General features: G+C 69.7%; 24 protein-coding genes and 1 pseudogene. 15 read left to right on the forward strand and 10 right to left on the reverse strand.

From position 1 onward, the window contains the following. Nucleotides 1-47: 47 nt before the first annotated feature. Together OG417_RS01585 and puuE are read right to left on the reverse strand one after the other, a co-directional pair. Nucleotides 48-653 (reverse strand): acyl-CoA-like ligand-binding transcription factor, encoded by a 606-nt coding sequence (locus OG417_RS01585; protein ID WP_329248613.1) that lies wholly within the window; start codon nucleotides 651-653, stop codon nucleotides 48-50. Between the two features lie 29 nt (nucleotides 654-682). Continuing rightward, nucleotides 683-1,687, reverse strand: coding sequence for an allantoinase PuuE (gene puuE / locus OG417_RS01590; RefSeq protein WP_329248615.1), 1,005 nt, complete (start codon nucleotides 1,685-1,687; stop codon nucleotides 683-685). Nucleotides 1,688-1,921: 234 nt separating this feature from the next. Here puuE and OG417_RS01595 point away from each other — a divergent pair, with 234 nt between their 5' ends. The 9 genes from OG417_RS01595 (at nucleotide 1,922) to OG417_RS01635 (ending at nucleotide 10,811) form a co-directional block, all read left to right on the forward strand. Next, nucleotides 1,922-2,668, forward strand: a complete 747-nt coding sequence (locus OG417_RS01595; protein WP_329248618.1) for an FCD domain-containing protein — start codon at nucleotides 1,922-1,924, stop codon at nucleotides 2,666-2,668. Between the two features lie 102 nt (nucleotides 2,669-2,770). Further along, nucleotides 2,771-3,958: a sialidase family protein gene (locus OG417_RS01600; RefSeq protein WP_329248621.1), complete on the forward strand. Its 1,188-nt coding sequence runs from the start codon at nucleotides 2,771-2,773 to the stop codon at nucleotides 3,956-3,958. 85 nt (nucleotides 3,959-4,043) lie between these two features. After that, a complete protein-coding gene (locus tag OG417_RS01605; protein ID WP_329248623.1) occupies nucleotides 4,044-4,670 on the forward strand; it encodes a hypothetical protein in 627 nt (208 codons plus the stop codon). Nucleotides 4,671-4,700: 30 nt separating this feature from the next. Beyond that, a complete protein-coding gene (locus OG417_RS01610) occupies nucleotides 4,701-5,504 on the forward strand; it encodes an energy-coupling factor transporter transmembrane component T family protein (protein ID WP_329248626.1) in 804 nt (267 codons plus the stop codon). After that, complete coding sequence (locus OG417_RS01615) at nucleotides 5,501-6,364, forward strand: energy-coupling factor ABC transporter ATP-binding protein (protein WP_329248629.1); 864 nt, start codon at nucleotides 5,501-5,503, stop codon at nucleotides 6,362-6,364. Before OG417_RS01610 ends, OG417_RS01615 begins: the two co-directional genes overlap by 4 nt. Next, complete coding sequence (locus OG417_RS01620; protein ID WP_329248633.1) at nucleotides 6,361-7,155, forward strand: energy-coupling factor ABC transporter ATP-binding protein; 795 nt, start codon at nucleotides 6,361-6,363, stop codon at nucleotides 7,153-7,155. Before OG417_RS01615 ends, OG417_RS01620 begins: the two co-directional genes overlap by 4 nt. 92 nt (nucleotides 7,156-7,247) lie before the next feature. Continuing rightward, nucleotides 7,248-8,240: an NAD-dependent epimerase/dehydratase family protein gene (locus OG417_RS01625; protein WP_329248636.1), complete on the forward strand. Its 993-nt coding sequence runs from the start codon at nucleotides 7,248-7,250 to the stop codon at nucleotides 8,238-8,240. Continuing rightward, the gene (locus OG417_RS01630; RefSeq protein WP_329248639.1) at nucleotides 8,237-9,217 is read left to right on the forward strand and encodes a sugar kinase; all 981 of its coding nucleotides are present in this window, start codon (nucleotides 8,237-8,239) and stop codon (nucleotides 9,215-9,217) included. The genes OG417_RS01625 and OG417_RS01630 overlap by 4 nt, the downstream gene beginning before the upstream one ends. Nucleotides 9,218-9,956: 739 nt before the next feature. Beyond that, on the forward strand, nucleotides 9,957-10,811 hold the full coding sequence (locus tag OG417_RS01635; protein ID WP_329248641.1) for a hypothetical protein: 855 nt from the start codon (nucleotides 9,957-9,959) through the stop codon (nucleotides 10,809-10,811). Nucleotides 10,812-11,003: 192 nt separating this feature from the next. Here OG417_RS01635 and OG417_RS01640 read toward each other — a convergent pair. Both OG417_RS01640 and OG417_RS01645 read right to left on the reverse strand, forming a co-directional pair. Next, nucleotides 11,004-11,300, reverse strand: a pseudogene (locus tag OG417_RS01640) (response regulator); the annotation flags it as partial. Nucleotides 11,301-11,352: 52 nt separating this feature from the next. Beyond that, entirely contained in the window at nucleotides 11,353-12,066 is a 714-nt protein-coding gene (locus OG417_RS01645; RefSeq protein WP_329248644.1) for a hypothetical protein, read from the reverse strand. A gap of 475 nt (nucleotides 12,067-12,541) precedes the next feature. Here OG417_RS01645 and OG417_RS01650 point away from each other — a divergent pair, with 475 nt between their 5' ends. After that, on the forward strand, nucleotides 12,542-13,018 hold the full coding sequence (locus tag OG417_RS01650; protein ID WP_329248647.1) for a hypothetical protein: 477 nt from the start codon (nucleotides 12,542-12,544) through the stop codon (nucleotides 13,016-13,018). Nucleotides 13,019-13,100: 82 nt separating this feature from the next. Here OG417_RS01650 and dnaB read toward each other — a convergent pair whose 3' ends face one another. Beyond that, nucleotides 13,101-14,438, reverse strand: a complete 1,338-nt coding sequence (gene dnaB / locus OG417_RS01655; RefSeq protein ID WP_329262073.1) for a replicative DNA helicase — start codon at nucleotides 14,436-14,438, stop codon at nucleotides 13,101-13,103. A gap of 329 nt (nucleotides 14,439-14,767) precedes the next feature. Between dnaB and OG417_RS01660 the strand changes: the two genes are divergently transcribed. Next, nucleotides 14,768-16,084 (forward strand): MATE family efflux transporter, encoded by a 1,317-nt coding sequence (locus OG417_RS01660; protein WP_329248650.1) that lies wholly within the window; start codon nucleotides 14,768-14,770, stop codon nucleotides 16,082-16,084. Here OG417_RS01660 and OG417_RS01665 read toward each other — a convergent pair. Further along, nucleotides 16,062-16,682, reverse strand: coding sequence for a TetR/AcrR family transcriptional regulator C-terminal domain-containing protein (locus OG417_RS01665; protein ID WP_329248653.1), 621 nt, complete (start codon nucleotides 16,680-16,682; stop codon nucleotides 16,062-16,064). The genes OG417_RS01660 and OG417_RS01665 overlap by 23 nt on opposite strands. 83 nt (nucleotides 16,683-16,765) lie before the next feature. Here OG417_RS01665 and OG417_RS01670 point away from each other — a divergent pair, with 83 nt between their 5' ends. Continuing rightward, a complete protein-coding gene (locus OG417_RS01670) occupies nucleotides 16,766-18,298 on the forward strand; it encodes an FAD-dependent monooxygenase (RefSeq protein ID WP_329248656.1) in 1,533 nt (510 codons plus the stop codon). A gap of 201 nt (nucleotides 18,299-18,499) precedes the next feature. Beyond that, nucleotides 18,500-18,688, forward strand: a complete 189-nt coding sequence (locus tag OG417_RS01675; RefSeq protein ID WP_329248659.1) for a hypothetical protein — start codon at nucleotides 18,500-18,502, stop codon at nucleotides 18,686-18,688. 256 nt (nucleotides 18,689-18,944) lie between these two features. Here OG417_RS01675 and OG417_RS01680 read toward each other — a convergent pair whose 3' ends face one another. Continuing rightward, a complete protein-coding gene (locus OG417_RS01680; RefSeq protein ID WP_329248663.1) occupies nucleotides 18,945-19,643 on the reverse strand; it encodes an alpha/beta hydrolase in 699 nt (232 codons plus the stop codon). Nucleotides 19,644-19,721: 78 nt separating this feature from the next. On the opposite strand from OG417_RS01680, the gene OG417_RS01685 reads away from it, so the two are divergent. Then, nucleotides 19,722-20,321 (forward strand): TetR/AcrR family transcriptional regulator, encoded by a 600-nt coding sequence (locus OG417_RS01685; protein ID WP_329248666.1) that lies wholly within the window; start codon nucleotides 19,722-19,724, stop codon nucleotides 20,319-20,321. A 49-nt stretch (nucleotides 20,322-20,370) separates the two neighbouring features. Here OG417_RS01685 and OG417_RS01690 read toward each other — a convergent pair whose 3' ends face one another. Further along, nucleotides 20,371-20,865 carry a cupin domain-containing protein gene (locus OG417_RS01690; RefSeq protein ID WP_329248670.1) on the reverse strand — a complete coding sequence of 165 codons (495 nt, stop codon included), beginning with the start codon at nucleotides 20,863-20,865 and terminating at the stop codon, nucleotides 20,371-20,373. Nucleotides 20,866-20,901: 36 nt separating this feature from the next. Further along, nucleotides 20,902-21,273, reverse strand: coding sequence for a DUF4267 domain-containing protein (locus tag OG417_RS01695; RefSeq protein WP_329248672.1), 372 nt, complete (start codon nucleotides 21,271-21,273; stop codon nucleotides 20,902-20,904). Nucleotides 21,274-21,358: 85 nt separating this feature from the next. Here OG417_RS01695 and OG417_RS01700 point away from each other — a divergent pair, with 85 nt between their 5' ends. After that, nucleotides 21,359-21,931 carry a TetR/AcrR family transcriptional regulator gene (locus OG417_RS01700; protein ID WP_329248675.1) on the forward strand — a complete coding sequence of 191 codons (573 nt, stop codon included), beginning with the start codon at nucleotides 21,359-21,361 and terminating at the stop codon, nucleotides 21,929-21,931. Here the strand turns inward: OG417_RS01700 and OG417_RS01705 are convergent. Beyond that, nucleotides 21,921-22,445, reverse strand: coding sequence for a GNAT family N-acetyltransferase (locus OG417_RS01705; RefSeq protein ID WP_329248676.1), 525 nt, complete (start codon nucleotides 22,443-22,445; stop codon nucleotides 21,921-21,923). The two genes, OG417_RS01700 and OG417_RS01705, sit on opposite strands and share 11 nt — an antisense overlap. Nucleotides 22,446-22,467 lie beyond the last annotated feature (22 nt).

Below are 22,467 nucleotides of genomic sequence, written 5' to 3' on the forward strand. Positions count from 1 at the left end.
GGCCATGACGCTTCGTCCGCCCGGTCACGCGATCGCGGGTTCCCCGTTCACAGGGTGAGGCCGGGTTCGAGGTGGGCGATGGCCTGGTCGATGAGCGCGGCGAGGTCGGCGTGCGGGTCGTCGGCGACGGCCGCGGAGACCGCCATGGCGGCGCCGACGATGGCGCCGGCGACCGTACGGACGGTGAAGTCGTCGGGCCGGCGGCCGGCGCGTTCGGCCATGGCGCGGGCGACGAGCTGCATGGCCTGGGAGACCTGGTCGAGCATGGCGGCGCGCAGCTTCGGGACGGCGAAGATGAGCGCGATCCGTTCGTTCTGCTCGGCCCGCTGCTCCGCGCTCATGCCGGCGAAGGCCGAGGCGAACGCCGCGCGCAGGGCGGGGACCAGCGGCAGCTCGGGCGGCTGCGCCTGGAAGGCCTCGATGAGCATCGGGTCGTAGTCGTCCTGTAGGACCACGTCTTCCTTGGTGGGGAAGTAACGGAAGAAGGTCGTCTCGGAGACTTCGGCGGCCTCGATGATCTGCTCGATGGTGGTGGCGTCGTAGCCCTGCTCGCGGAACAGGCGCATGGCGCAGGCCCGGATCGTGGCGCGGGTCCTGGCCTTCTTGCGCTCGCGCAGTCCTGGCCTGGTCCGGCCGGTGCTTGATTCGGTCACTGTGCTCCTCCGAGGCAAGAATGCCAGGGTCAGGAGCGCGCCTGCGACGTCTGTTCCTGCGCTGGGTCTTGTGGAGCGCCATCGTTCACCAGCGGGTCGACGGACTGCGGCAGCCACTGCGAGGCGGGGTGGACCGTACGCCAGTGGCGGGCGATGTCCACCCGGCGTGTGACCCACACGTCGGGGTGCTGTGCCACCAGGTCGAGGAACCGGCGCAGGTCCGCGGCGCGACCGGGCCGTCCGCTGATGCGCAGGTGCAGCCCGACGCTCATCATTCGCGGGCGCTCCGCGCCTTCCTCCAGGAGGAGTTCGAGAGCCCGCGTGAGGTAGGCGGAGAAGGATTCGGACTGGAAGCCGTAAGTGTTGACGTACCGGCCGTCGTTGTTGTCGAGGGTGTAGGGGACCACGAGCTGCGCGGTGCCGTCGGCGTCGACCCAGTACGGCAGGTCGTCGCTGAAGGAGTCCGAGTCGTAGAGGAATCCTCCGTGCTCGACGACAAGGCGGCGGGTGTTCGCGCTGTTGCGGCCCGTGTACCAGCCCAGCGGCGCCTCGCCGCACACCTCGGTGTGGATCTGTACCGCCTGCTCGATGTGCCGGCGCTCGACCTCCGGCTCGAGCTCGGCATAGTTGATCCACCGGAGGGAGTGCGAGGCGATCTCCCACCCGGATTCCTGTGCGGCCGCCACCAGGTCGGGGTTGCGCCGGAGCGACTCCGAGATACCGAAGACCGTCACCGGCAGGCCACGCTCCTCGAACAGTCGGCGTAGCCGCCAGAAACCCGCACGGGTGCCGTACTCGTACTGGGACTCGACATTGAGGTTACGGCGCCCCCGCAGCGCGGTGGTCGGTTCCTCGGTGAGGAACGCCTCCGATGCCTCGTCGCCGTGCAGGATGTTGTTCTCGCCGCCCTCCTCGAGATTGACGACGAACTGCACGGCGACCTTCGCTCCGCCAGGCCACTGCGCGTGGGGAAGCTCTCTGCCGTAGCCGGCCAGATCGCGAGGGTAGGCGCCGGGTGAGGACACGAGCGTCATCGGAAGTCCTTGTCTTGGTCGCGGGAAAGGCATGCGACCCCAGGAGCGGGCAGATATCCTGAGGACGGCGGGCCTTTGTCACTTCTGACTAACGATGGTCGCCAAGAGATGCCCGAGTCAAGTGCCTCGCCTCAACAGTCCTGCCCCTCGCCACCGGCGAGGACGAACCGATCGGCGAACGAGACGTCCGGCGGGACGAGCGGAAGGATGACCGTGAACGACCGCGAAGGAGCCATGCTCGCGCTCCTGCAGCTGATGTCGACGTCAAGCGGCCCACTGGGCACGCGTAACGCCCAGCGCGAGCTGGCGAGCCGGGGCATGGAGCTCAGTGAGTCCTCCGTCTCGCGCCTGCTCCGGCAGATGGACGCCCGAGGGTGGACCACGCCCGTGGGCACCAAGGGGCGCACCCTGTCCAGGGAAGGGCGGCGCCGCGCGGCCGAGGCGGTCCTGGCCCATCGCGCCTCGAACTCGTTGCAGCACGCGGTACGCGACGCCAAGGATCTCCTCGACCTGCTCAGGGCGCGTCTCGCCGTCGAAAGCGCGGTCGCCGGCGATGCCGCCCGCGCCCCGGAAGGAGATCAGCTGCAGCGGCTGCAGGACCTGTGCGACCAGCACGTCCGCGTCGTCGGCCGCGCTCCGATGATCGAACAGCCGGGGCTGCGGTTCCACCGGGGTGTCGTCGAGATGTCGACCAACAGGATGCTCAAGGTGGCGGCCGAGATGATGCTCGCACCACACCTGGACCGGGTGGAGGCGGTGCTCGACACGATCCTCGCCACTCGCCGCGACGAGGAGAAGGTCGTCGCCGAGCACCAGGCGGTCCTGGACCGGATCAGGCGGCAGGATCCGGCCGGTGCCGAGGAGGCCATGAGGGCGCACTTCGAGGCGATGATCGCGGCCGTGGAGACGTCGATCGTCGGGGGCAACGAGGTTCTCGTCCAGCGGTTGCTGGACTGGGTTCCCGACGTGACCCACCTTTGATCAGCGTTCGTCACTATTGACAGACGCCCTTCTCCGCTCAACACTGTCGTAACCGTCGCACGCGGCGATGGTCCAGCAGCACGGCTGACGACAGGAGCATGCATGCCCGAGGCAGGCCCGATGTCCCCCGCCCGGATCCACTCGCGCCCCACCGGTGCCCGCTACCAGGACGAGCACCGCAAGTGGCAGGGCATCCCGTCGATCGAGCGCACCCGGGGCGGCCGGCTGTACGTCAACTGGTACTCGGGAATGAAGACGGAGACCGGGGGGAACTTCGTCGTCGTCACGAGCAGCGACGACGACGGCGCCACGTGGAACGGTCCCCGGTTCGTCGTCGAGCACGACGACCCCGAGGTACGCGTCTACGACCCCTGCCTGTGGCGCGACCCCGGCGACCGGCTCTGGCTGACGTGGAACCAGAGCCGCGACTTCTTCGACGGCAGGGTCGGCGTCTGGGTCGCCACGAGCGACAACCCCGACGACGACGAGCCGGTCTGGACCGAACCGCGCCGGATCGCCAACGGGCTGATGATGAACAAGCCCACCGTGCTCTCCGACGGCACGTGGCTGTTCCCCGCCGCCATCTGGGCCTGCCACACGCCCACCGAGGAGCACGACGCCCTGGAGGCGGAGCGGTTCTCCAACGTGTACGTCTCGACCGACGAGGGCGGAACGTTCTCCTACCTCGGCGGGGCCGACGTGCCCAACCGCAGCTTCGACGAGCACATGGTCGTCGAGAAACGCGACGGCAGGCTGTGGATGCTCGTCCGGTGCTTCGACGGTGTGGGCGAGAGCTTCTCCGAAGACGGCGGCAGGACGTGGTCGCCCGGCCGCCTCAGCCATGTCGAGGGCCCCTGCTCCCGCTTCCACATCCGCCGGCTGCCGTCGGGCCGGCTGCTCATGATCAACCACGCGGACTTCGGTGAGCGGCGGTCGCGCGAGGAGATCGAGCAGCAGGGCAACGTCAAGGAGTGGAAGGGCCGCACCAACCTCACCGCCTTCCTCAGCGACGACGACGGTGAGACCTGGCCGCACCGGCTCCTTCTCGACGACCGCGACGACGTCTCCTACCCTGATGCCGCCATCGGTCCCGACGGTCGCGTCTTCGTCGTGTACGACCACGACCGCTTCGGCGACCGCGGCATCTACCTGGCCCGGTTCACCGAGGACGACGTCCTGGCCGGACGGATGAACAGCGCCGGCTCCGCCGTACGCGTCCTCGTCAACCGCGCCCTCGCCCTGCCCGAGGACGCCACGCCGTCGCAGCCGAGCGCGGCCCCCGCCCGGTGACCGACGCCCACGGCGGCCACACCAACCAGCCCGCAGGGCGCACACCTCGACGTCTGTGCCCGGACGCATCACCAGAGGAAGATCCATGACAACGACACCGTCGGCGAAGTGGTGGACGACGCTCCCCAACTGGAAGTTCCAGATACTCCCCCGGGAGACCCGCACGATCATCACGTGCGTGTTCCTCGGGCTCACCATGGCGGTGATCCTCCAGATCACCGAACGCATCGATCTGGCCCTCACCGGCGGCAGCATCCCGATCGTCTCGGCGATCGTCGTCTGCGCGATCTGGGTACCCTCCGCGGCGTTCTACGGCCTCACCGGCGCGCTGATCACCGCATGGATCAATCCGATCATCTCCAACCTCACGGCCTCCCAGCCGATGGCGCCCTTCCTGTTCCTCACCAACGCCGCGCACACCGTCCCCGTGGCGCTGCTGGTGTGGCTCATGAAGTCCCGTGACAAGGGCCTGAAGCTGTGGCAGCTCATCCTCATCGGCCAGGTCGGCGGCCTTGGCGACGCGCTGATGTTCGGCGTGGGAAACCGCGTGATTCTGCACCTACCCTGGGGCTTCATCACCGGCCAGGTCCTCGTCGTCCAGCCGTGCTACCTCGCCGGTTCCTTCATCACCTACGGGATCATGCGCCGGCTCATCAACACGGGACTCGTCCAGAAGGAACGCGATCTCAAGGCGACCGCCGATGCGATCTGATCTGTCCGTACGCACCAGGGAGCTCCCGCGATGAGCGGAACGATGCTCTACCAGCCAGGGAAGACGTTCCTGCATCGAGCCGACGCACGGGCGAAGATCGCCGCCATCATCGTCGTCCTCGTCATGGCACTGACGACGACGCGCATCGACGTCCTCATCGCGCTGACCGCCGCCGTCGTCCTCGGCCTCGCCGTACTCGCGCGGATCACGCCGGCCTCGTACGCCAGGGCCCTCTACCTCATCGTCCCGCTCATCCTGCTGCTCACCCTCCTGCAGGCCCTGGTCCAGAGCGGACCGGCGATCGCCACGATCGGCGGGATCTCCCTTTCCAGGGCGGGTGTCCTGCTCGGGCTGGGCATCGGGATGCGGCTGTTCGCCATGGGCATCTGCTTCTACGGGTTCTCGGTGACCACCAGCCCGTCGGACATCGCGCTCGCGCTCCACAAGGTCGGGGTGCCCTACAAGTTCGCCTACCTGACCAGCTTCGCGTTCCGGTTCCTGCCCCTGCTGCAGGACGAGGCGAGGACCCTGCTCACCGCGATGGCGGTCCGCGGATCGGCCGAAAGCAGCTCACGCCATCCGCTGCGCCGCGGACGCGCGATCGTCCGGATGCTGTTCCCGATGCTCGCCGGCTCGATGAAGCGCAGCAGCGAGATCGCCCTGTCGATGGAGCTGCGCGGCTACAGCCTGCCCGGTCCGCGGACGTTCTACCGGTCGGCCGCGTTCCGGGCGAGCGACGCCGTCCTGCTCGCCGGCGTGGTCCTCCTGGCCGCCGCACTCGTCGCCATGCAGTGGTACCTGCCCGCGCCGTTCACCGAGGGGGCATCGGCATGACCGCTCCGGCACTGGCGGTGACCGGCCTGACCGTCCGCTATGAGGGCGCCGACCGGCGCGCGCTCGACGAGGTCGGCTTCGACGTCGCCCCCGGGGAGATCCTGGGCATTCTCGGCCCGACCGGTGCCGGGAAGTCCACCTTGCTGCAGTGCCTGTCCGGAGTCATCCCCCGGCACGAGGACAGCGCCGCCATGCGGGGCGACATCGAGATCTTCGGTCGCCCGCTGTCGGACTTCGCCGGCCTGTCCGAAATCACCGAGACCGTCGGCCTGGTCATGCAGGACCCGGAGATGCAGCTCGTCAACACCGTGGTGCGAGAAGAGCTCGTCTGGGGCATGGAGAACCGAGGGATCCCCGTGCCGGAGATCGAACGACGCCTGCGACGGGCGGCCGGTCTCTTCGACATCGGCGGCCTTCTCGACCGATTCACGCACGCCCTCTCGGGTGGGGAGAAACAGCGCGTGGTCGTCGCCTCGATCTTCTGCCTCAACCCGCGGATCATGCTGCTCGACGAACCGACGTCCGAACTCGACCCCGCCGGCACCGAAGGCGTCATGAACGCCATCCGCGTGCTCGCGGACGAGGGCGTCACCGTCATCGTCGTCGAACACAAGATCGAGGAGCTCGCCGTCCACGCCGACCGGCTCATCGCCATGCATCAGGGCCGGGTCGAGGCGGTCGGCACCCCGCGCGAAGTGCTCATGGGCCCCGCGGCGCCGGACCGGCCCCAGGTGCTCGACATCGCCCTTCGGCTGAGGGAGCAGGGGCACTGGGACGCCGAGCCCCCGCTGTCGGTCCCGGCGGCGGTGGCCACCTGGCAGTCGATGACGAACGCCCCGCACCGGAAGGAGGATTCATGAGTCATTCGGACGCGGTCATCGAGATCGTCGACGTCGAGCACACCTACGGCGGCAGCACGAAGGCCCTGGCGGGAGTGAGTCTGACGATCGGCCGGGGCGAGTTCGTCGCGATCATCGGGAAGAACGGCTCCGGCAAGACGACTCTCGCCAAGCACTTCAACGGCCTGCTCCGGCCGACCAATGCCACCGGGGCGGTCCGCCTGCACACGAGAGACGGCAAGACCATCGACACCCGCGGCTCGCGGCTGCACCACCTGGCGTCGACCGTCGGGTACGTCTTCCAGAACCCGGACCGTCAGATCTTCCACGACACCTGCCGGGAGGAGCTGGAGTACGGCCCGCGCAACCTCGGGGCGGACCCCGCGACGCTCGCCCAGCGGGTACGGGAGACCCTGGAGCTGGTCGGGCTCGAGGGACGCGAGGAAGTCAACCCCATCCACCTGTCCCGAGGCGAGCGTCAGCGCCTCGCCATCGCCTCGACCCTTGTCATGGGCTGCGACGTCGCGGTCATCGACGAACCCACCACCGGCCAGGACCGGGCCGAGTCACGAAAGATCCTCGACTCGCTCGCCCACCACCACGCCCAGGGCCAGACGATCGTCATCATCTCCCACGACATGGCGCTGGTCGCCGAGTACGCCACCCGTGTCATCGCCATGTGCGAGGGCCAGGTCCTCGCCGACGGCACGCCGGCGGAGGTCTTCTCGCAGCGTGAGGTGCTCCGGGAGACCAACATCCGGCCCCCGCAGGCCGCGGTTCTCGCCCCGAACTCGGCCTGCCCGGCGTCCTGACGGTGAACGACGCCGTCCGCGAGATGCGCAACGTCCTCACGCGGTCACATCCACGCGCACAACTTCCCAGCTAAGGACAGGGCCCACTGACCATGCACTACCTCGTCACCGGCGCCCGGGGCTTCATCATGAGCGTCCTGATCAAGGAACTGCTCACCGCCGAGCCCGACGCCGTCGTCACCGCCGTCGACCTGCACGCACCCGACGACGTTCTCACCGGTTACCTCGGCGGGTACGAGGGACGGGTGAACTTCGTTCAGGCCGATGTGGCGGATGCCGGGACGGTAACGGACACGATCGCGAGGAGCGCACCGGACGTGATCGTCCACGGTGCCACGGTCACTCACGACCCGTCGACCGAGCATCGTGACCCCGAGCGCTTCATCCGCGTCAACGTCGGCGGCACGACCAACGTGCTCGACGCCGCGCGGCGCAACGGTGGTGTACGGCGCGTGGTCTTCGTCAGCAGCGGTGCCGTCTACGGAGATTCCCCCGAGCGGGTGCTCACCGAGGAGTCCCTGCCCGCGCCCGATGAGATGTACGGCATCAGCAAGGTCGCCGGCGAACTCATCGCGCAGCGGTTCAGCCGGCTCTACGGCCTTCACGTGCCGATCGTGCGCCTGACCAAGATGTTCGGCCCCATGGAGCGGCCGAGCTCCGGTCGCGTCGTCATGTCCCTGCCGTATCACCTCGCAGCGGCAGCGGTACGGCACCGGGCCGTCAGGCTTACGGAGCGGACGCTTCAGGCGGGCGGTGACTGGTTCAGCGCCACCCAGGCCGCCCGGGCTCTGCACCTGCTCGCCCGCAGGGACGGTGATGGCCACCGGACCTACAACATCTCAAGCGGCATCCGGACGACCGTCCCCGAGCTTCTGGCGCTCTTCGGTGTCGAGGCCGTCGAGGTTCCGGCCGAGGCGGCCGACGCCGACATGGACCCTGGCCAGGTGTACGGCAAGAACGGAATCTACGTCTCCGACCGGGCGCGACGCGAGCTGAACTGGCGACCGGCCGAGCTCAAGGACCAGGTCGGCGAGTACGTCGAATGGGCGCGAGAGCACCCGGACTTCTTCCCGGCGGACCAGTGACCGCGGCGGGAGTACGGCGCGGGGGGCTCGTCACCTTCGGCGAGGCGATGGGACGTATCACCGCCGACCAGATCGGCCTTCTGGACTTCTCCGGGACTTTCACGCTCTCGGTCGGGGGAGCCGAGAGCAACGTCGCCGTCGCCGCGGCTCGTCTTGGCGCGGACGTGACGTGGGCGGGCCGTCTGGGTCGCGACAGCGTGGGAGACCTCATCGAGCGGCGCCTGCGTACGGAGGGGGTGCGCAGCCGCATCACGCGCGACGACGGGTTCACCGGGCTCATGGTCTGCTCTCGCAGGACGAACGCCGGCATCCGGGTCGACTACCACCGGTCCGGGAGCGCCGGTTCGCGCCTGACACGGGACGACGTGGGCGAGGACCTGATCCGTCAGGCGGCCGTCCTCCACGTCACCGGCATCACACCGGCGTTGGGCGAAACGGCGCGGGCGACGACGTTGTGGGCCGTACGCACCGCGCGGGCGGCCGGCGTGACCGTTTCCGTGGACGTCAACTACCGCAGCAAGCTCTGGCCTGCCCAGGAAGCGGTTCCGGTGCTTCGTGAGCTGGTCGCGCAGGCCGATATCGTCTTCGCCGGTCCCGACGAGACCGCGCTCGTCCTCGGGGCCGAAGACGCCTCCGTACAGGATCAGGAGCCGTTGGCGCTCGCCCGTGCCCTGGCCGCGCTCGGCGCGCGGGAGGCGATCGTCAAGGACGGCCCGCGAGGCTGCGCCGCCGTCATCGACGACCACGAGTACGTGCGAGCCGCGGTCCCGGTGGAGACGGTGGACCCGGTGGGCGCCGGTGACGCGTTCGTGGCGGGCTACCTCGTCGAACGACTCGCCGGCAGCGACGCGGAAACGCGCCTCACCACCGCGACACGCACCGGCGCCTACGCCGTCACGGTCCCGGGAGACTGTGAGGGCCTGCCGTTCCGCCACGAACTCGACTCCTTCGCCGCAGTGGACGACGTCACTCGATGACACGCCCCGCCCTGATCTCGCAGGAGGAGTGAGATCAGGTGTCGCCGAGGGAGCGGGCGAACGTCAGCCCGATGCGCCCCGCCACACGAGCAAGGCGCCCACGAGGACGACTCCGAACAGCACGGGCCCCGAGGTTGGCGGCCCCGGCACCCGCCGCGCACACGGCCGGGCCGGGGGCGGGCGGGGCTTGCCGGATTATCTGGAGGAGCCGCTGGATCTCGGCCCCCGACCTGGGCACGATCGCCGCCCGCCTCATCGAATAGGCCGGCTGGCTACGAAGGCACTTCCTACCCAGCGGGATATACCAGATCGGCGTGTTCTGCGACGAAGCTGAGATACCGGGCAGCCACATGGCCGAGCGAGTGTGAGCTTGCGGCCGTCCCTCTGACCTCACAACCTCCGATACATCGGAGGTTGCGGCGTCGCCTCAGCACCGGACGGTCCTATAGAAATCCCACGGGACCTTCAGTCGGTTGGTGCAGTGCGGAAATTCGCACATGCACAAGGAGTGTTGTTTTGCTGCGTCGCCGCGGTGGCGGTCGGGTTCTCCGGCGGCGACGCAGGAGCCGTGCAGTTTTCGCGCTTAACCTACATATATCGCGAATTGGTTGATATTGTACCGACCTGATCGATCCATCGGGCCTGACGGCCGCACCGGGCTCCCCTGCTTAGAGCCGGACGCCTTTGCGCCGAATATGCCCCCGGGCTCCGGCACCACCACACCGAGGAAGTCAGCGACTTGAGAAAGCTCTTCAGACGCATCAGTGTCTTCGCCGCCACCGCCGCTGTGGGATTGACGGGCTTCGCCGCGCAGGCCAGTGCCGCGGAACAGGTCTATTCCGGCACGGGGTGGAAAATCGAGACCGCCGACGGTATCCACTCGCTCAGCCCCGACCCCTACGTAATTCAGCTCGTCAAACCTACTAGCGGCGACAAACTCACCGACTCCCAGAACAAGACCGCCGAAGCCCAGCTACGGACCCAGCTGGCCAAGACGGCCGCGCAGCTGACCTCGGTGACCGGTATCAAGTTCACCCTCTCCAGCAGCTACCACAGCGTGGAGACCGATTGCACCACGGCGGAGCGCCATGTCATCGTCGTAGGCCTGCGCTACCGCCCCTACGACGGAAAGCCTGGCACGTCCCGGACATGGCCCTGCTACGCCTCCGGCAACCACACCGCCTGGGGTGCCTGGATATGGATGGACAGCGAGTACTGGAACCCGGCCGTCTGGACGATCTCCTCATGGGGGCTCGACGACCTCATCAGCCATGAGGTGGGCCATGCGGTTGGTCTCGACCACCCGAATGTGGACGGCTCGGACGCCAACACGACCGCCGACCCAGGTGAGTGCGTCACCAACAGCAGCAAGGACATCCCGGTGATGTGCAGCCCCAACGGCGGTTACGCCCACGCCGGCGGCAGCGAGTCCCGCGCCGAACAGTACGCCGGCCAGTACACCCCGTGGGACATCGCCGGCCTCAAGGCCCTGGTGGCGAACTACACGGCAACGACGCCCCAATCTTCGGCCGTAGCCCCCCGGAGCGCCGGTTCACAGGCCCCGGAGTCCGCAGTAATATCACCTCGCATGTGAGGAGTGATCTTCAGCCCAAAAAATGGGCAACGATACGATGACTCCCACGAATAACAGCCATACGTTGGCTGCTAATGGAAGGATTCATCTTCGTTTCGTCACACCGTTTAGCGCGCAGGTGATGGCAAGTCATCGCCTGCGCGCTATGTGACCTGCGAGCGGCTCTTCTGCAGCACATCACCGGTAAGCCTAGGCTTCGATGAGGAGTGCGGGCCCGGCGTCTTTGAGCAGGAAGCCCACCGTGCCGGCACGCAGTGCGCCGTAGACGTATTCGTCGGTGTCGAAGGTGGTGACGATGACGACGCGGAGCGGGTCGGCGACGCCTGGGCCGGCCAGCGCGCGGGTGACCTCAATACCGTCCAGGCCCGGCATACGGATGTCGACGAGGCATACGTCCGGGCGGGGTTCCCGGGCGAGGGTCACGGCCTGGATGCCGTCTGCGGCCTCTGCGGCCTCTGCGGCCAGAGAGTGGCTCCGGCCAGCGCCCAATAGACCCGGTTGTCGAACAAGCCGTGGGGCCCGGCGGTCTCACTTACCCCGATCACGAGCGTGCCGACAACGCCGACGATGGCGGCGCGGCGGCAGCGTTCGGACGGCCGCGGCGCCGAGTACGAGCAGGCCGACGAGCCCGCCGCCGAACAGCGGTCCCAGGGGGATGGCCCCCAGCGTGATCACGAGTCCGGCCCCGCCGAACAGGGCAAGACCGGTCACCGTCGCCAGCGTCCGGTTCCGTCCGCGTAGCAGGGCGGTAGCCGTCGCCGAGGGAGCGGGCGAACGTCAGCCCGATGCGCCCCGCCACACGAGCAAGGCGCCCACGAGGACGACTCCGAACAGCACGGGTCCCGAGGTTGGCCGCCCCGGCACCCGCCGCGCACACGGCCCCGCCGCTGACCAGCGCGCTCAGCACGCCGGTGGTGACGTAGATCCAGCCGACCCTGGCGACCGTACGAGGAGCGAGGCCGCCGGACATCGCCGCGCGCAGCAGTGGCCACCAGACGACCCCGGCGATCAGCGGGACGGCCGACAGACCACACCAGACCAGCAGTCCCTCGGTGACCGCGTCATCGTGGTCGAAGCGCAGGGTGCCGAGCGCGACCGACAGGAAGAACGCCCCGGCCGTCGAGCCCGGCAGCGACATCGGCAGGGCCCGGGGAAACCGGACGCCCGCCTCGCCGAGGTCGACGGCGCCCGGTCGGACCACCTGCCGGCCGAGGGCACAGGCCGTCGGCGTCGCGGGGTCGACACGCCTGGCCATCCGCGCCACCCAGGCCCCCGTCCACCCCAGCACGGCCGCCACGGGTATCGCGCCGAAGGCCACGGCCCGGAACACGTGTCCGGTCGGCCATCAGCTCCGCCGGAACGGCCGCGGCGCTGCCCGCCAGGCTCACCGCCGCGGCACGCCAGCGTCACGTACGCCCGGGCCGTTCTGCGCAGGGCGGGCGGTCGCAGCGGCTCACCGAGCGTCCAGCCGAGCAGCAGGCGGCTGCCCAGGTCGGCCGTGGGCAGTCCGTCCCCGGCCGCCCGCATGCTCGAAGGGAGCTCCCACTCGCGGCTGTCGGACAAGTACGGGCCGTCCGGGCCGGCATTCGTGTGCACTGTCCGATCGTCGCGCATTGACGGTGAGTCGTCCTCTTCTTCGCTCCCGGCAATCGCCGCCTCGCGGCGCATGTTTCCCATATTTTGGCGCAATGGCCTTTTTGTCGCGATTTCGTGGAGAGCGGGACGGGGCGATGAAGACAGGGCAGAGCGCCGGCTTGGTGATCTTCGGGGCGACGCGGCGGCAGCTCCGCGGCCAGCAACTGTGGGCGATTCCTCTGGTCATCGTCATGTGGGCCGGGGTCGCGGGTTTGGCGGCGGCGCGCGGCCTACTGACCGGCGACGCCGCGATCGACCTCGGCGTTCTGCTCGTCGTGTCGGTGGCGACACTGCTCACCGCCCCCTTGTGGGTCGCCCGCACGGCGGCCGACCGTTCCGGGATCAGGGTGAACCACCGCCGGCCGCGGAGCCTCGTCCCCTGGGCGGACATCGCCGAGATCCAGACGATACGCAAGCGAGGCACCGAACGCGTGGCGTTGAGGCTGCGCGCGGGAGACGTACGCCGCCTGCACGCCCCCTACTCCGGGCGGTGGCTCGCCAACGACCCGGCCTTTGACGACAAGGTCGAGACCCTCCGCACCATGTGGCGGCGGCACGGCGCGCCGGCGTAGCGGCGATTCCGACAATGAGCGGGGCTCGGCGCCGCCGGACCGGGCAGCGCGCCCATGACCGCCGTCGACTCCGAGTGGACGGTCAGTGGGCCATGTCCACGAAGCGGCTGTAGTGCCCCTGGAAGGCGACGGTGACGGTCGCGGTCGGGCCGTTACGGTGCTTGGCCACGATCAGGTCGGCCTCACCGGCGCGCGGTGACTCCTTCTCGTACGCGTCCTCGCGGTGAAGCAGGATCACGACGTCAGCATCTTGTTCAATTGATCCCGATTCACGCAGATCGGACACCATCGGCTTTTTGTCCGTTCTCTGCTCAGGACCTCGGTTGAGCTGGGACAGCGCGATGACCGGTACTTCCAGCTCCTTCGCGAGGAGCTTCAGTGACCGGGAGAACTCCGACACCTCGACCTGGCGGCTTTCGACGCGCTTGCCCGACTGCATGAGTTGCAGGTAGTCGATGATGACCAGGCGCAGGTCGTGCTGCTGTTTGAGGCGCCGGCACTTGGCGCGGATCTCCATCATCGACATGTTCGGCGAGTCGTCGATGAACAGCGGCGCCTCGGCGACCTCGCTCATGCGGCGCGCCAGGCGGGTCCAGTCCTCGTCGTTCATCGAGCCCGACCGCATCGCGTGCAGCGCGACCCTGGCCTCGGCGGACAACAGGCGCATGGTGATCTCGTTGCGCCCCATTTCGAGCGAGAAGACCACAGTGGCCAACTGGTGCTTGATCGCCGCAGCCCGGGCGAGGTCTAGTGCCAGAGTCGATTTCCCGATGGCCGGACGTGCCGCGATGATGACCATTTGGCCGGGGTGGAGGCCGTTGGTCAGCGCGTCGAGGTCGGTGAAGCCGGTCGGGACGCCGACCATCTGGCCGCCGCGGCTGCCGATGGCCTCGATCTCGTCCAGGGCGCCCGGCATGATGTCGCTCAGCGGCGCGTAGTCCTCGCCGGAGCGCTTGTCGGCGATGGCGTACACCTCGGCCTGGGCGCGGTCGAGCAGGTCGTCGGCGTCGGCGCCGTCGGTGCTGTAGCCGAGCTGCGCGATGCGCGTGCCGACCTCGACCAGCCGCCGCAGGACGGCCTTCTCCTGGACGATCTTGGCGTAGTAGCCGGCGTTGGCCGCCGTGGGCACCGACGCGACGAGGGTGTGGAGGTAGGGCGCGTCGCCGATGCGGCTCAGCTCGCCGCGCTTGAGCAGCTCGTCCTTGATGGTGATCGCGTCGACCGGGTCGCCGCGGCCGTACAGGTCGAGGATGCGGTCGTAGATGGTCTGGTGGGCGGGGCGGTAGAAGTCACGTGTCTGGACCAGCTCGATGACCTCGGCGACGGCGGTCTGGGACAGCAGCATGCTGCCGAGCACGCACTGCTCGGCCGCCATGTCGTGAGGCGGCGTGCGCTCGAACTCGCTCTCGTGTGACGACATCTCGGTGACACTCACATCCACACCCCCCTGTCGCCCCCGTGTTCACATCTATCTCACCGCTCCGACAGTTTGGGTGCTGTCCCGTGCTTACGCAAAGACGGTTGTGGAGGGACCTGTGGACGGCCTGTGCATACACGCCGAGGCGGCTGTGCACAGCACCTGTGGACAACCTGTGGATTTCCGTCCCACCCCTGAGGACAACCGATGTGAGCTGGGGAAACGTCGTCCACCGCCTGTGGGTTGAAGAAACCGTCAAGCCGCGTCATCCACAGCCTGCCCACAGCACCCGGTAAGCGACAACAGCGCTTTGTGGGTTACGGTGGCGAATCGTGGCATTCCGGCACCCGCACGACGCGGAGATCCTGCGGCTCGCGCTGCCCGCGTTCGGCGCGCTGGTGGCCGAGCCGCTGTTCCTGCTCACCGACTCGGCGATCGTCGGGCATCTCGGCACCGTTCCGCTCGGGGCGCTCGGCGTGGCCGGTCAGATCCTGTCCACGTTCGTGAGCGTGTGCGTCTTCCTCGCATACGGGACGACGGCGTCGGTCGCGCGGCAGATCGGTGCCGGGAACCTGCGCGAGGCGATCCGCCAGGGTGTCGACGGCGTCTGGCTCGCCGCGTTCATCGGTGCCGTCGTCATCGCGGTCGGCTGGCCGCTGGCGCCGGTCGTCGTCGACGCGTTCGGAGCGTCGGCCGCGGTGGCGCCGCAGGCCGTGACGTACCTGCACATCAGCCTGTGGGGAGCGCCCGGGATGCTGATCGTGCTGGCCGGCACCGGCGTACTGCGCGGTATGCAGGACACCCGCACGCCGCTTTATGTGTCCGTGGGCATGTTCGCGGTCAACGCGGCGCTCGGCGCGGTCTTCGTGCTCGTGCTCGGCTGGGGCATCGCGGGGTCGGCCTGGGCGACGGTGCTGGCGCAGACGGGCGGGGCGATCCTGTACGCCGGAGCGGTCGCGCGCGGCGCCCGGCGGCACGGCGCGCCGCTCCGGCCGGACGCGCGGGGCGTACGCGCGTCGGCGAGCGCCGGGTTCAACCTGATGATCCGCACGCTGAGCCTGCGGGTCGTGCTCATCCTCGGCACGGCGGTCGCCGCGCGGATGGGCGACGCCGAGATCGCCGCCCACCAGATCGCCTCGAACGTCTGGAACCTGCTGGCCTTCGCCCTCGACGCCATCGCGATCGCCGGCCAGGCCATCACCGGCCGGTACCTGGGCGCCTCGGACGCCGCCGGAGCCCGTGCGGCGACCCGGCGGATGGTCCAGTGGGGCGTCGCCGCGGGGGTGCTGTTCGCCCTGCTCGTGCTGGCCTTCCGCCCCTGGCTGCCGAACCTGTTCACCTCCGACCCGTCCGTACGGTCCCAGTTGCTCGCCGCGCTCGTGGTGGTCGCGCTGCTGGAACCGATCGCGGGCGTGGTGTTCGTGCTGGACGGCGTGCTGATCGGCGCGGGCGACCAGGGCTACCTGGCGGTCGCGGGGCTGATCCAGACCGTGGCGTTCCTGCCCGCCGCCTGGCTCGTGCACGCCTACGGCGGCGGGCTCGTCGCGCTGTGGCTGGCGATCGCGGTGTGGATGGCCGCGCGGCTGGTCACGCTCGGCCTGCGCGCACGCGACGACGCGTGGCTCGTCATGGGCGCCGTGCGTCGCTGACCTGGGCGCGCATCCCGTCGAGCAGGCGCTGCAGGCCGTACTCGAACAGCGTGTCGCGGTCGAGGGCGATCCTGCCTCCGGAGGCGAGGAGGGGGAACTCCTCCGGATCGAGCGCGGGCGGTTCGTCGTCCACACGCTCGGCGTCGCCCTGCTCGTCGAGGACGAACCCGCTCACGTAGTGACCGAGGACGAGGACGGCGCGTATCGCGTCTTCGGGGGTGAACCCGGCCTCGACCAGCACGCCGAGCGTGCGCTCGATGCGCGGGAAGCTGTCGGGCGTGGGCCGGTTGCCGGACGCGAGGCGCGCCCCGTCGCGGTGGGCCAGCATCGCGCGCCGCCGTGCGCGCATGCCTTCGGCGAGCCAGTCGTCCCAGGTCTCGCCGGGCGCGGGGCGGCCGGCCGTGCCCGCCTCGGCGCGTTCGTTGGTGACGCTGACGAGGTGGTCGAGCAGGTCCTTCTTGCTGGAGAAGTGCCAGTAGAGAGCCGGCGCCTGGACGCCGAGCTCCTTGGCCAGCCGGCGCAGTGAGAAGCCGTCCAGCCCAACCTCGTCGATGAGTCGCAAGGCCGTGTCCAGCACCTTTTCGCGGTCGAGCGCCATCGTCACCTCCCTCGATTGACAACTTAACACCGTTCAGGGACCCTTAACACCGTTAAGCACTTAACGGCGTTAAGGGGGCACTGATGTATGACGTGATCATTTCGGGGGCCGGTCCCATCGGGCTCTTCCTCGCCTGCGAGCTGCGCGCGTACGGAGTCCGTACGGTCGTGCTCGAACGCCGCGAGGCGATCGATCCCACCCTCAAAGCGGGTGCGGTGAGCGGCCGGGGAGCCGACATCCTCACCCGCCGGGGCGTCGTCGACCTGCTCGGCGACCTGCCCTCGATCGCCGACCTCATGAAGGGTCGCAAGCCCGGCGCGGGCAGCCTGCAGGCGAAGACCGCCCGGGACGGCGCGATGCCGCGCGGTCACTTCGCGGGCCTGTGGATCCTGCGCGGCGGATCGTCCACGTTGAGCGCGTTCGTCCTCGCGCCACAACAGCGCATCGAGGAGGGGCTGGAGGGCCGGGCGCGCTCGACCGGGGCGGAGATCCGGCGCGGGCATGCGGTCGAGGCGATCGACCAGGACGACGCCGGCGTCACGGTGTCCGTCTCGGGACCGGACGGCCCGTACGAGCTGCGGGCACAGTGGCTCGTGGGCTGCGACGGAGGACGCAGCGTGGTGCGCAAGACCGCCGGCTTCGACTTCCCGGGCCTCGACGGCATCATGACCGCGTACCAGGCGATGGCCGACTTCGACGACCCGGAGTTCGCGCCCATGGGCTGGCACCGGATGCCGCGCGGCCTCATGGTCCACGGACCGCATCCGCAGCGGGTCCTCGTCGCGGAGTTCGACGGGCCACCGGCCGACCGGAACGCCCCGATCACCCGCGAGGAGCTGGAGGCCGCGGTACGGCGCGTGTCGGAGACGTCGGTGACGGTCACGGCGGTGCACTCGGTGACGAGGTTCACCGACAACACGCGGCAGGCCTCGACGTACCGGCGGGACCGGGTGCTGCTGGCGGGCGACGCCGCGCACGTCCATCCGCCCTTCGGCGGCCAGGGCCTGCACCTCGGCCTCGGGGACGCGATCAACCTCGGCTGGAAGCTCGCCGCCACCGTACGGGGCTGGGCCCCGGCGGACCTGCTGGACACCTACTCCGCCGAACGCCACCCGGTCGCCGAGCGGGTCCTGCACAACACGCGGGCGCAGGTGGCGCTGCTGCGGCCGGGGCCGCGCGTGGACGCGCTGCGGGACATCTTCACCATGCTGGCGGAGACGCCGGAGGCGAACCGCCTACTCACGGACCTGATGGGCGAGCTGGACGTACGGTACGGGGGCACCGGCGACCATCCGCTCACCGGCCTGTACTGCCCCGATCTGACGCTGAAGACCGCCGCCGGGGACACGCGGGTCGCCGACCTGTCGCGACGGGCGGGGGCGCTGCTGCTCGACCTGTCCGACCGCGCGGACGTCCGCGACGCGGTACGGCCGTGGGCGGATCGGGTCGAGGTCGTCACCGGCGTCGCGTCGTCGGACGACGGCGAGGCGGGGGAGCTTCCGGACGCCCTCCTCGTACGGCCCGACGGCCATGTCGCCTGGGCGGGCTCCGACCTCGCCGGGCTCGGTGAGGCCGTACGGCGGTGGTTCGGCGAGCCGGCGGCTCCGGCCAGGTGACGGGCGGGGCCGATCCCGGGCCGGACACCCGGCGGTTCGCCGCGTGTCCGGAGGCCACGGCCGATCTGTCGGTGCCGGAGGGCAAGCTGGTCCTGGCCATGGGGTCACTGGACGGCGGGCCGGCTCCGCCCGAGGCTGAAGGTCGCTTCACCGGTCCCATAAAGCCACTCGAATGTCGGTGAACCACGCTAGACTTCGAACATGTGTTCTACTCATGGCGAGCGGCTGGCCAGCCTCACCCGGGCGATCGACGACCTCGCGGCCGAGGGCCTCGGCGGTCTCCCGCCCGACGCCTGGGCCGAGCGGGTCGCGGGCATCTGGGCTCTCGTCGAAGGCCTCGACCCCGAGGTCGCCCGGCGACGCGCCCGCTACACCACCGTCGAGTCCTGACCTGACATGCGTACGGCGACGAGCATGACGGGGGCCGTCGGCGTACGGCGTGCGCCGGGCACCGCCCTTGAGGCGTGTCCCGGCGTACGGGGTCCTGCACAGAGATGATCAGCGCCGCGCTTCGGGGCGGCATGTCAGCGCGGGTCGCATGGTAGGAGCAAAACGGTCGACGCCGTCGGTCACGGGGGTGAGCAGGCGCTCGACGTGCCGGACGTTGAAACGGCGTGGAGCCGCCGCGCCAGGTCCGCCGTCGCGGTCACGACAGGCCCGTGATGATGTCGGCGACGGTCTGCGGCTGCGACAGGAACGGGTGGTGGCCGGCCTTCACCTCGATGACCTCGTCCGCGCGGCGGGAGAATTCGCGTTGCGCCGCCGCCGGGGTGCCCCGGTCCTCGGTGCACACCACGTACGTCGTGGGCAGGTCGTGCCACGCCGCCGCCCGTACGGGCTGCTGGGTCACGGCCAGCGTCTGCCGGACCAGAAGGGCCTCCGCGTCGCGGGCGATGTCCGGCGGGCAGTCCTGGACGAACGTCTCGGCGAACAGCTCGGGCCGGGCGCCGAACGTGCCGCCGTCGGGGTCGAAGTCCAGGAACGGCGGCGGCGCGTCGGCGCCGAACGTCGACAGCGACTCGCCGGGCTCGGGCAGATAGCTCGACACCAGCACCAGGTGACGCACCGTCTCGACGCCCACCGCCGCCTCGGCGGCGACGATGCCGCCGTAGCTGTGCGCCACGACCACGGTCGGTTCGTCCGCCTCGGTCAGGACGGCGCGCACCGCGGCGACGTCCTCGGGCAGCCCGGGACCCCGCGGTCCGGCCGGCCGGTCGCCCTCACCGCAGCTCGGCAGCGCCGGGGCGACGCTGTCGATGCCGCGCTCCCGCAGAGCCGCGGCGGCCAGGTGCCACCACCACGATCCGTCCCGAACACACGCCCCGTGCACGAAGACAACACGCATCTCTTCTCCTTGTTCCCGGTGTCGCCACCACTGGGATCAACGGTAGACGTACCGCCAGTTACGTGAAAAAGTGGGGCGATGGGACGGCACAAGCAGCCCGAGATCCGCGACCGGATTCTCGACGCCTGCGTCGACCACGCGCTCGCGCACGGGCTGCCCGACCGCCTCGAACCGTTGGCGGCGGCGTCCGGCACCTCGACTCGCATGCTGATCTACCACTTCGGCACCCGGGACGCGCTGTTGCGGGAAACCCTGGGACGGGCGCGGAGACGCCAGCGCGACTTCTTCGGCGAACTGGTGTCCCCACGACCCGACGAGCCCTATCTGAGCACTCTGCGACGGGCTTGGCGGGTCATGACCGGCCCGGCCGGCCGCCCGTACCTCACCATGTTCGGCAGGCTCCGGGAGGACGCCGAGCAACAGCTGTGGCCGGGCTTTCGCCGCGAGGCCACCACCGACTGGCTGCGACCGCTCGAGGACGGCATGCGCAGCATCGGCCGTCCCGAACTCGCCACCCTCGTGCTCGCGGTCGTCCGCGGTCTCATCATGGACCTCGAGGCCACCGGCGACGCGACGCGAGCCGACCAGGCCTTCGACGATTTCCTGGCCGCGCTCGCTCTCGTCACCACCCGGGGGACCCCCGTCGTCCCGGCGGAATCCGCCGCCGACGTTTGCTGACGTCGCCCGGGTGCCCATAGCCGACCAGGTCTTCTGGGCGGTCCCCGGGTCAGGGCCGGGCCGTGTCCCAGACGGTGCTGGTCCGAAAGTAGGTGTCGTAGAGATCCTGGACCTCCAGGAGGGATTCCGCAGGCTGCTCGCCATAGGCGATGCGTTCGAGGTGACGGAAGTACTCGAAGCGCTCCACGCCCGGGGTGATGACGATGAGGATGTCGGCATCGTGGCCCGGGGCGGCGGCGAAGGCGTGGGCCAGGCCTGGCGGGACGATGACGAGGTCGCCGCGTTCCGCGGTGATGACCTGGTCCCCGGATAGGAGTTGGGCCGTGCCGTCGAGCAGGTAGAACAGTTCGGCCGAGTTGGCATGGTGGTGTGGCTTGGCGCCGTCGGCGCCGCCGCTGAGGGTGACGCGCTGGGTGGACAGGGCGCCGCCGGTGAAGCCGGCGTCGGCCAGCAGACGGATGGTGGTGGGGGTTCGGCCGATGACCTCGGCGTCGGCGGAACGGACGATCACGGACTCGGTGAAGTCGGGGACGATCAGCGACATGGTCGGATCCTTGCTCTTGGTGGGGGACGCGCGAGGTCAGACGGCGAAGAGCAGGGCGGCGTTGACGAGGACGATCACGGCGGTGGCGAAGTGGACGCCGAACGCGACCGCCTTGGTGCCGCCGTTCCGTAGCACGATCACCGTGTCGCCCAGCGGCAGCAGCGAGACGATCAGCATGAACCATGCCTCGGCGTGGGCGCCGGCGAAAACGAGCAGGGCCAGGCCGAGCAGGCCGTAGGTGCCGTCACGTATGCCCTTGATCGTGAGGTAGGCGGGGTCGCCCTCCTTCTTCGCCGGGACGCCGTAGCCGGCGGCCGCGGCGCGGGGGACGAGCAGGAAGCGGGCTCCGATGAACACGACCAGCAGGTTGAGGACGATCGCGAGGCCGTAGGCAAGGGGGGTGAGCATCTTCTTCTCCGATCTAGCAACGCTAGGAACGAGTGTGACGCTAGCAGAGCGCCGACACGATTTCTAGCACTGCTAGAGTTGACGCATGTCGATCCAGACGCGCCGACAGCGCGAACGTGCGGAGCGGGAGCGGATGATCATCGCGGCGGCCCGGGAGCTGGCCGAGGCGGAGGGCTGGGAGGCGGTGACGACCCGGCGGCTGGCCGAGCGGATCGAATACAGCCAGCCGGTGCTCTACAGCCACTTCAAGGGCAAAGACGCGATCATGGCGGCCGTCGCGGTGGAGGGCTGCGCCGACCTGGCCGCCGATCTGCGCGCGGCCCGGACCTCGGCGCCGGACGCTAGTCGTGCCATCGCCGAGGTGAGCAGGGCCTACAGCACGTTCGCCGACCAGCATCCGGCACTGTACGACGTGATGTTCAATCAGGCCGTCGACCTGCCGTTCGCCACGCCCGAGGCCCCGGCCGCCCTGCACGCGGCCTTCAACGAGCTGGCGGAGGCCGTCCGTCCGTACGCGGGCGGCGACGATCTCGGCCTGCTGACCGAGACCTTCTGGGCGGCCCTGCACGGCCTGGTGACCCTCATGCGCGGCGGCAGGCTGCCCCGCGAGGCTCACGACCGCAGGCTGGCGCTGCTTCTGGCCCGCTTCACTCAGTAGTGGACGGCGGCAGTGGGAGTTCGAGTTCGAGTTCGTGGCGGATCGGGATGCCGTCGAGACCGATCTCGGGGATCGACGGCTTGAGCGCCCGGGATCCGGCGACGGCGTTACGGTGCACGCCGACGAGGTCGAAGCCGTACCGCTGGTAGAACCGCAACGCCCGCGTGTTGTCGTTCGTGGTGATCGGCCAGAGCCGCAAGACGCCGGCGGCGCGGGCCGCCTCGACCACGGCGTCGACGAGAGCGGTGCCCACGCCCGCCCCTTCCCGTACGGAGTCGAGTGTGACGAGCTCGCACTCCCGGTCGGCGACCCGGTAGGTGGCCACGCCCGCCGGTTCGCCGTGAAGGTGGGCGACGAAGCCGGGAAGCGCGGTCGTGTCGTGGGCGACGCCGCGGCTCACCGAGATGGTCCCTCCCCATCGCCGGGTGAACAGCCGCCGTACCCATGCGAGGTCCGTACCGGTGAGCGGTCCTACGGTCAGGCCGCCGTCGGCTCGTGATGGCTCGCGGTCCATGCTGCTCCTCATCCGGCGGGGT

The organism is Actinoallomurus sp. NBC_01490, assembly GCF_036227085.1.
Classification (GTDB): Bacteria; Actinomycetota; Actinomycetes; order Streptosporangiales; family Streptosporangiaceae; genus Actinoallomurus; species Actinoallomurus oryzae.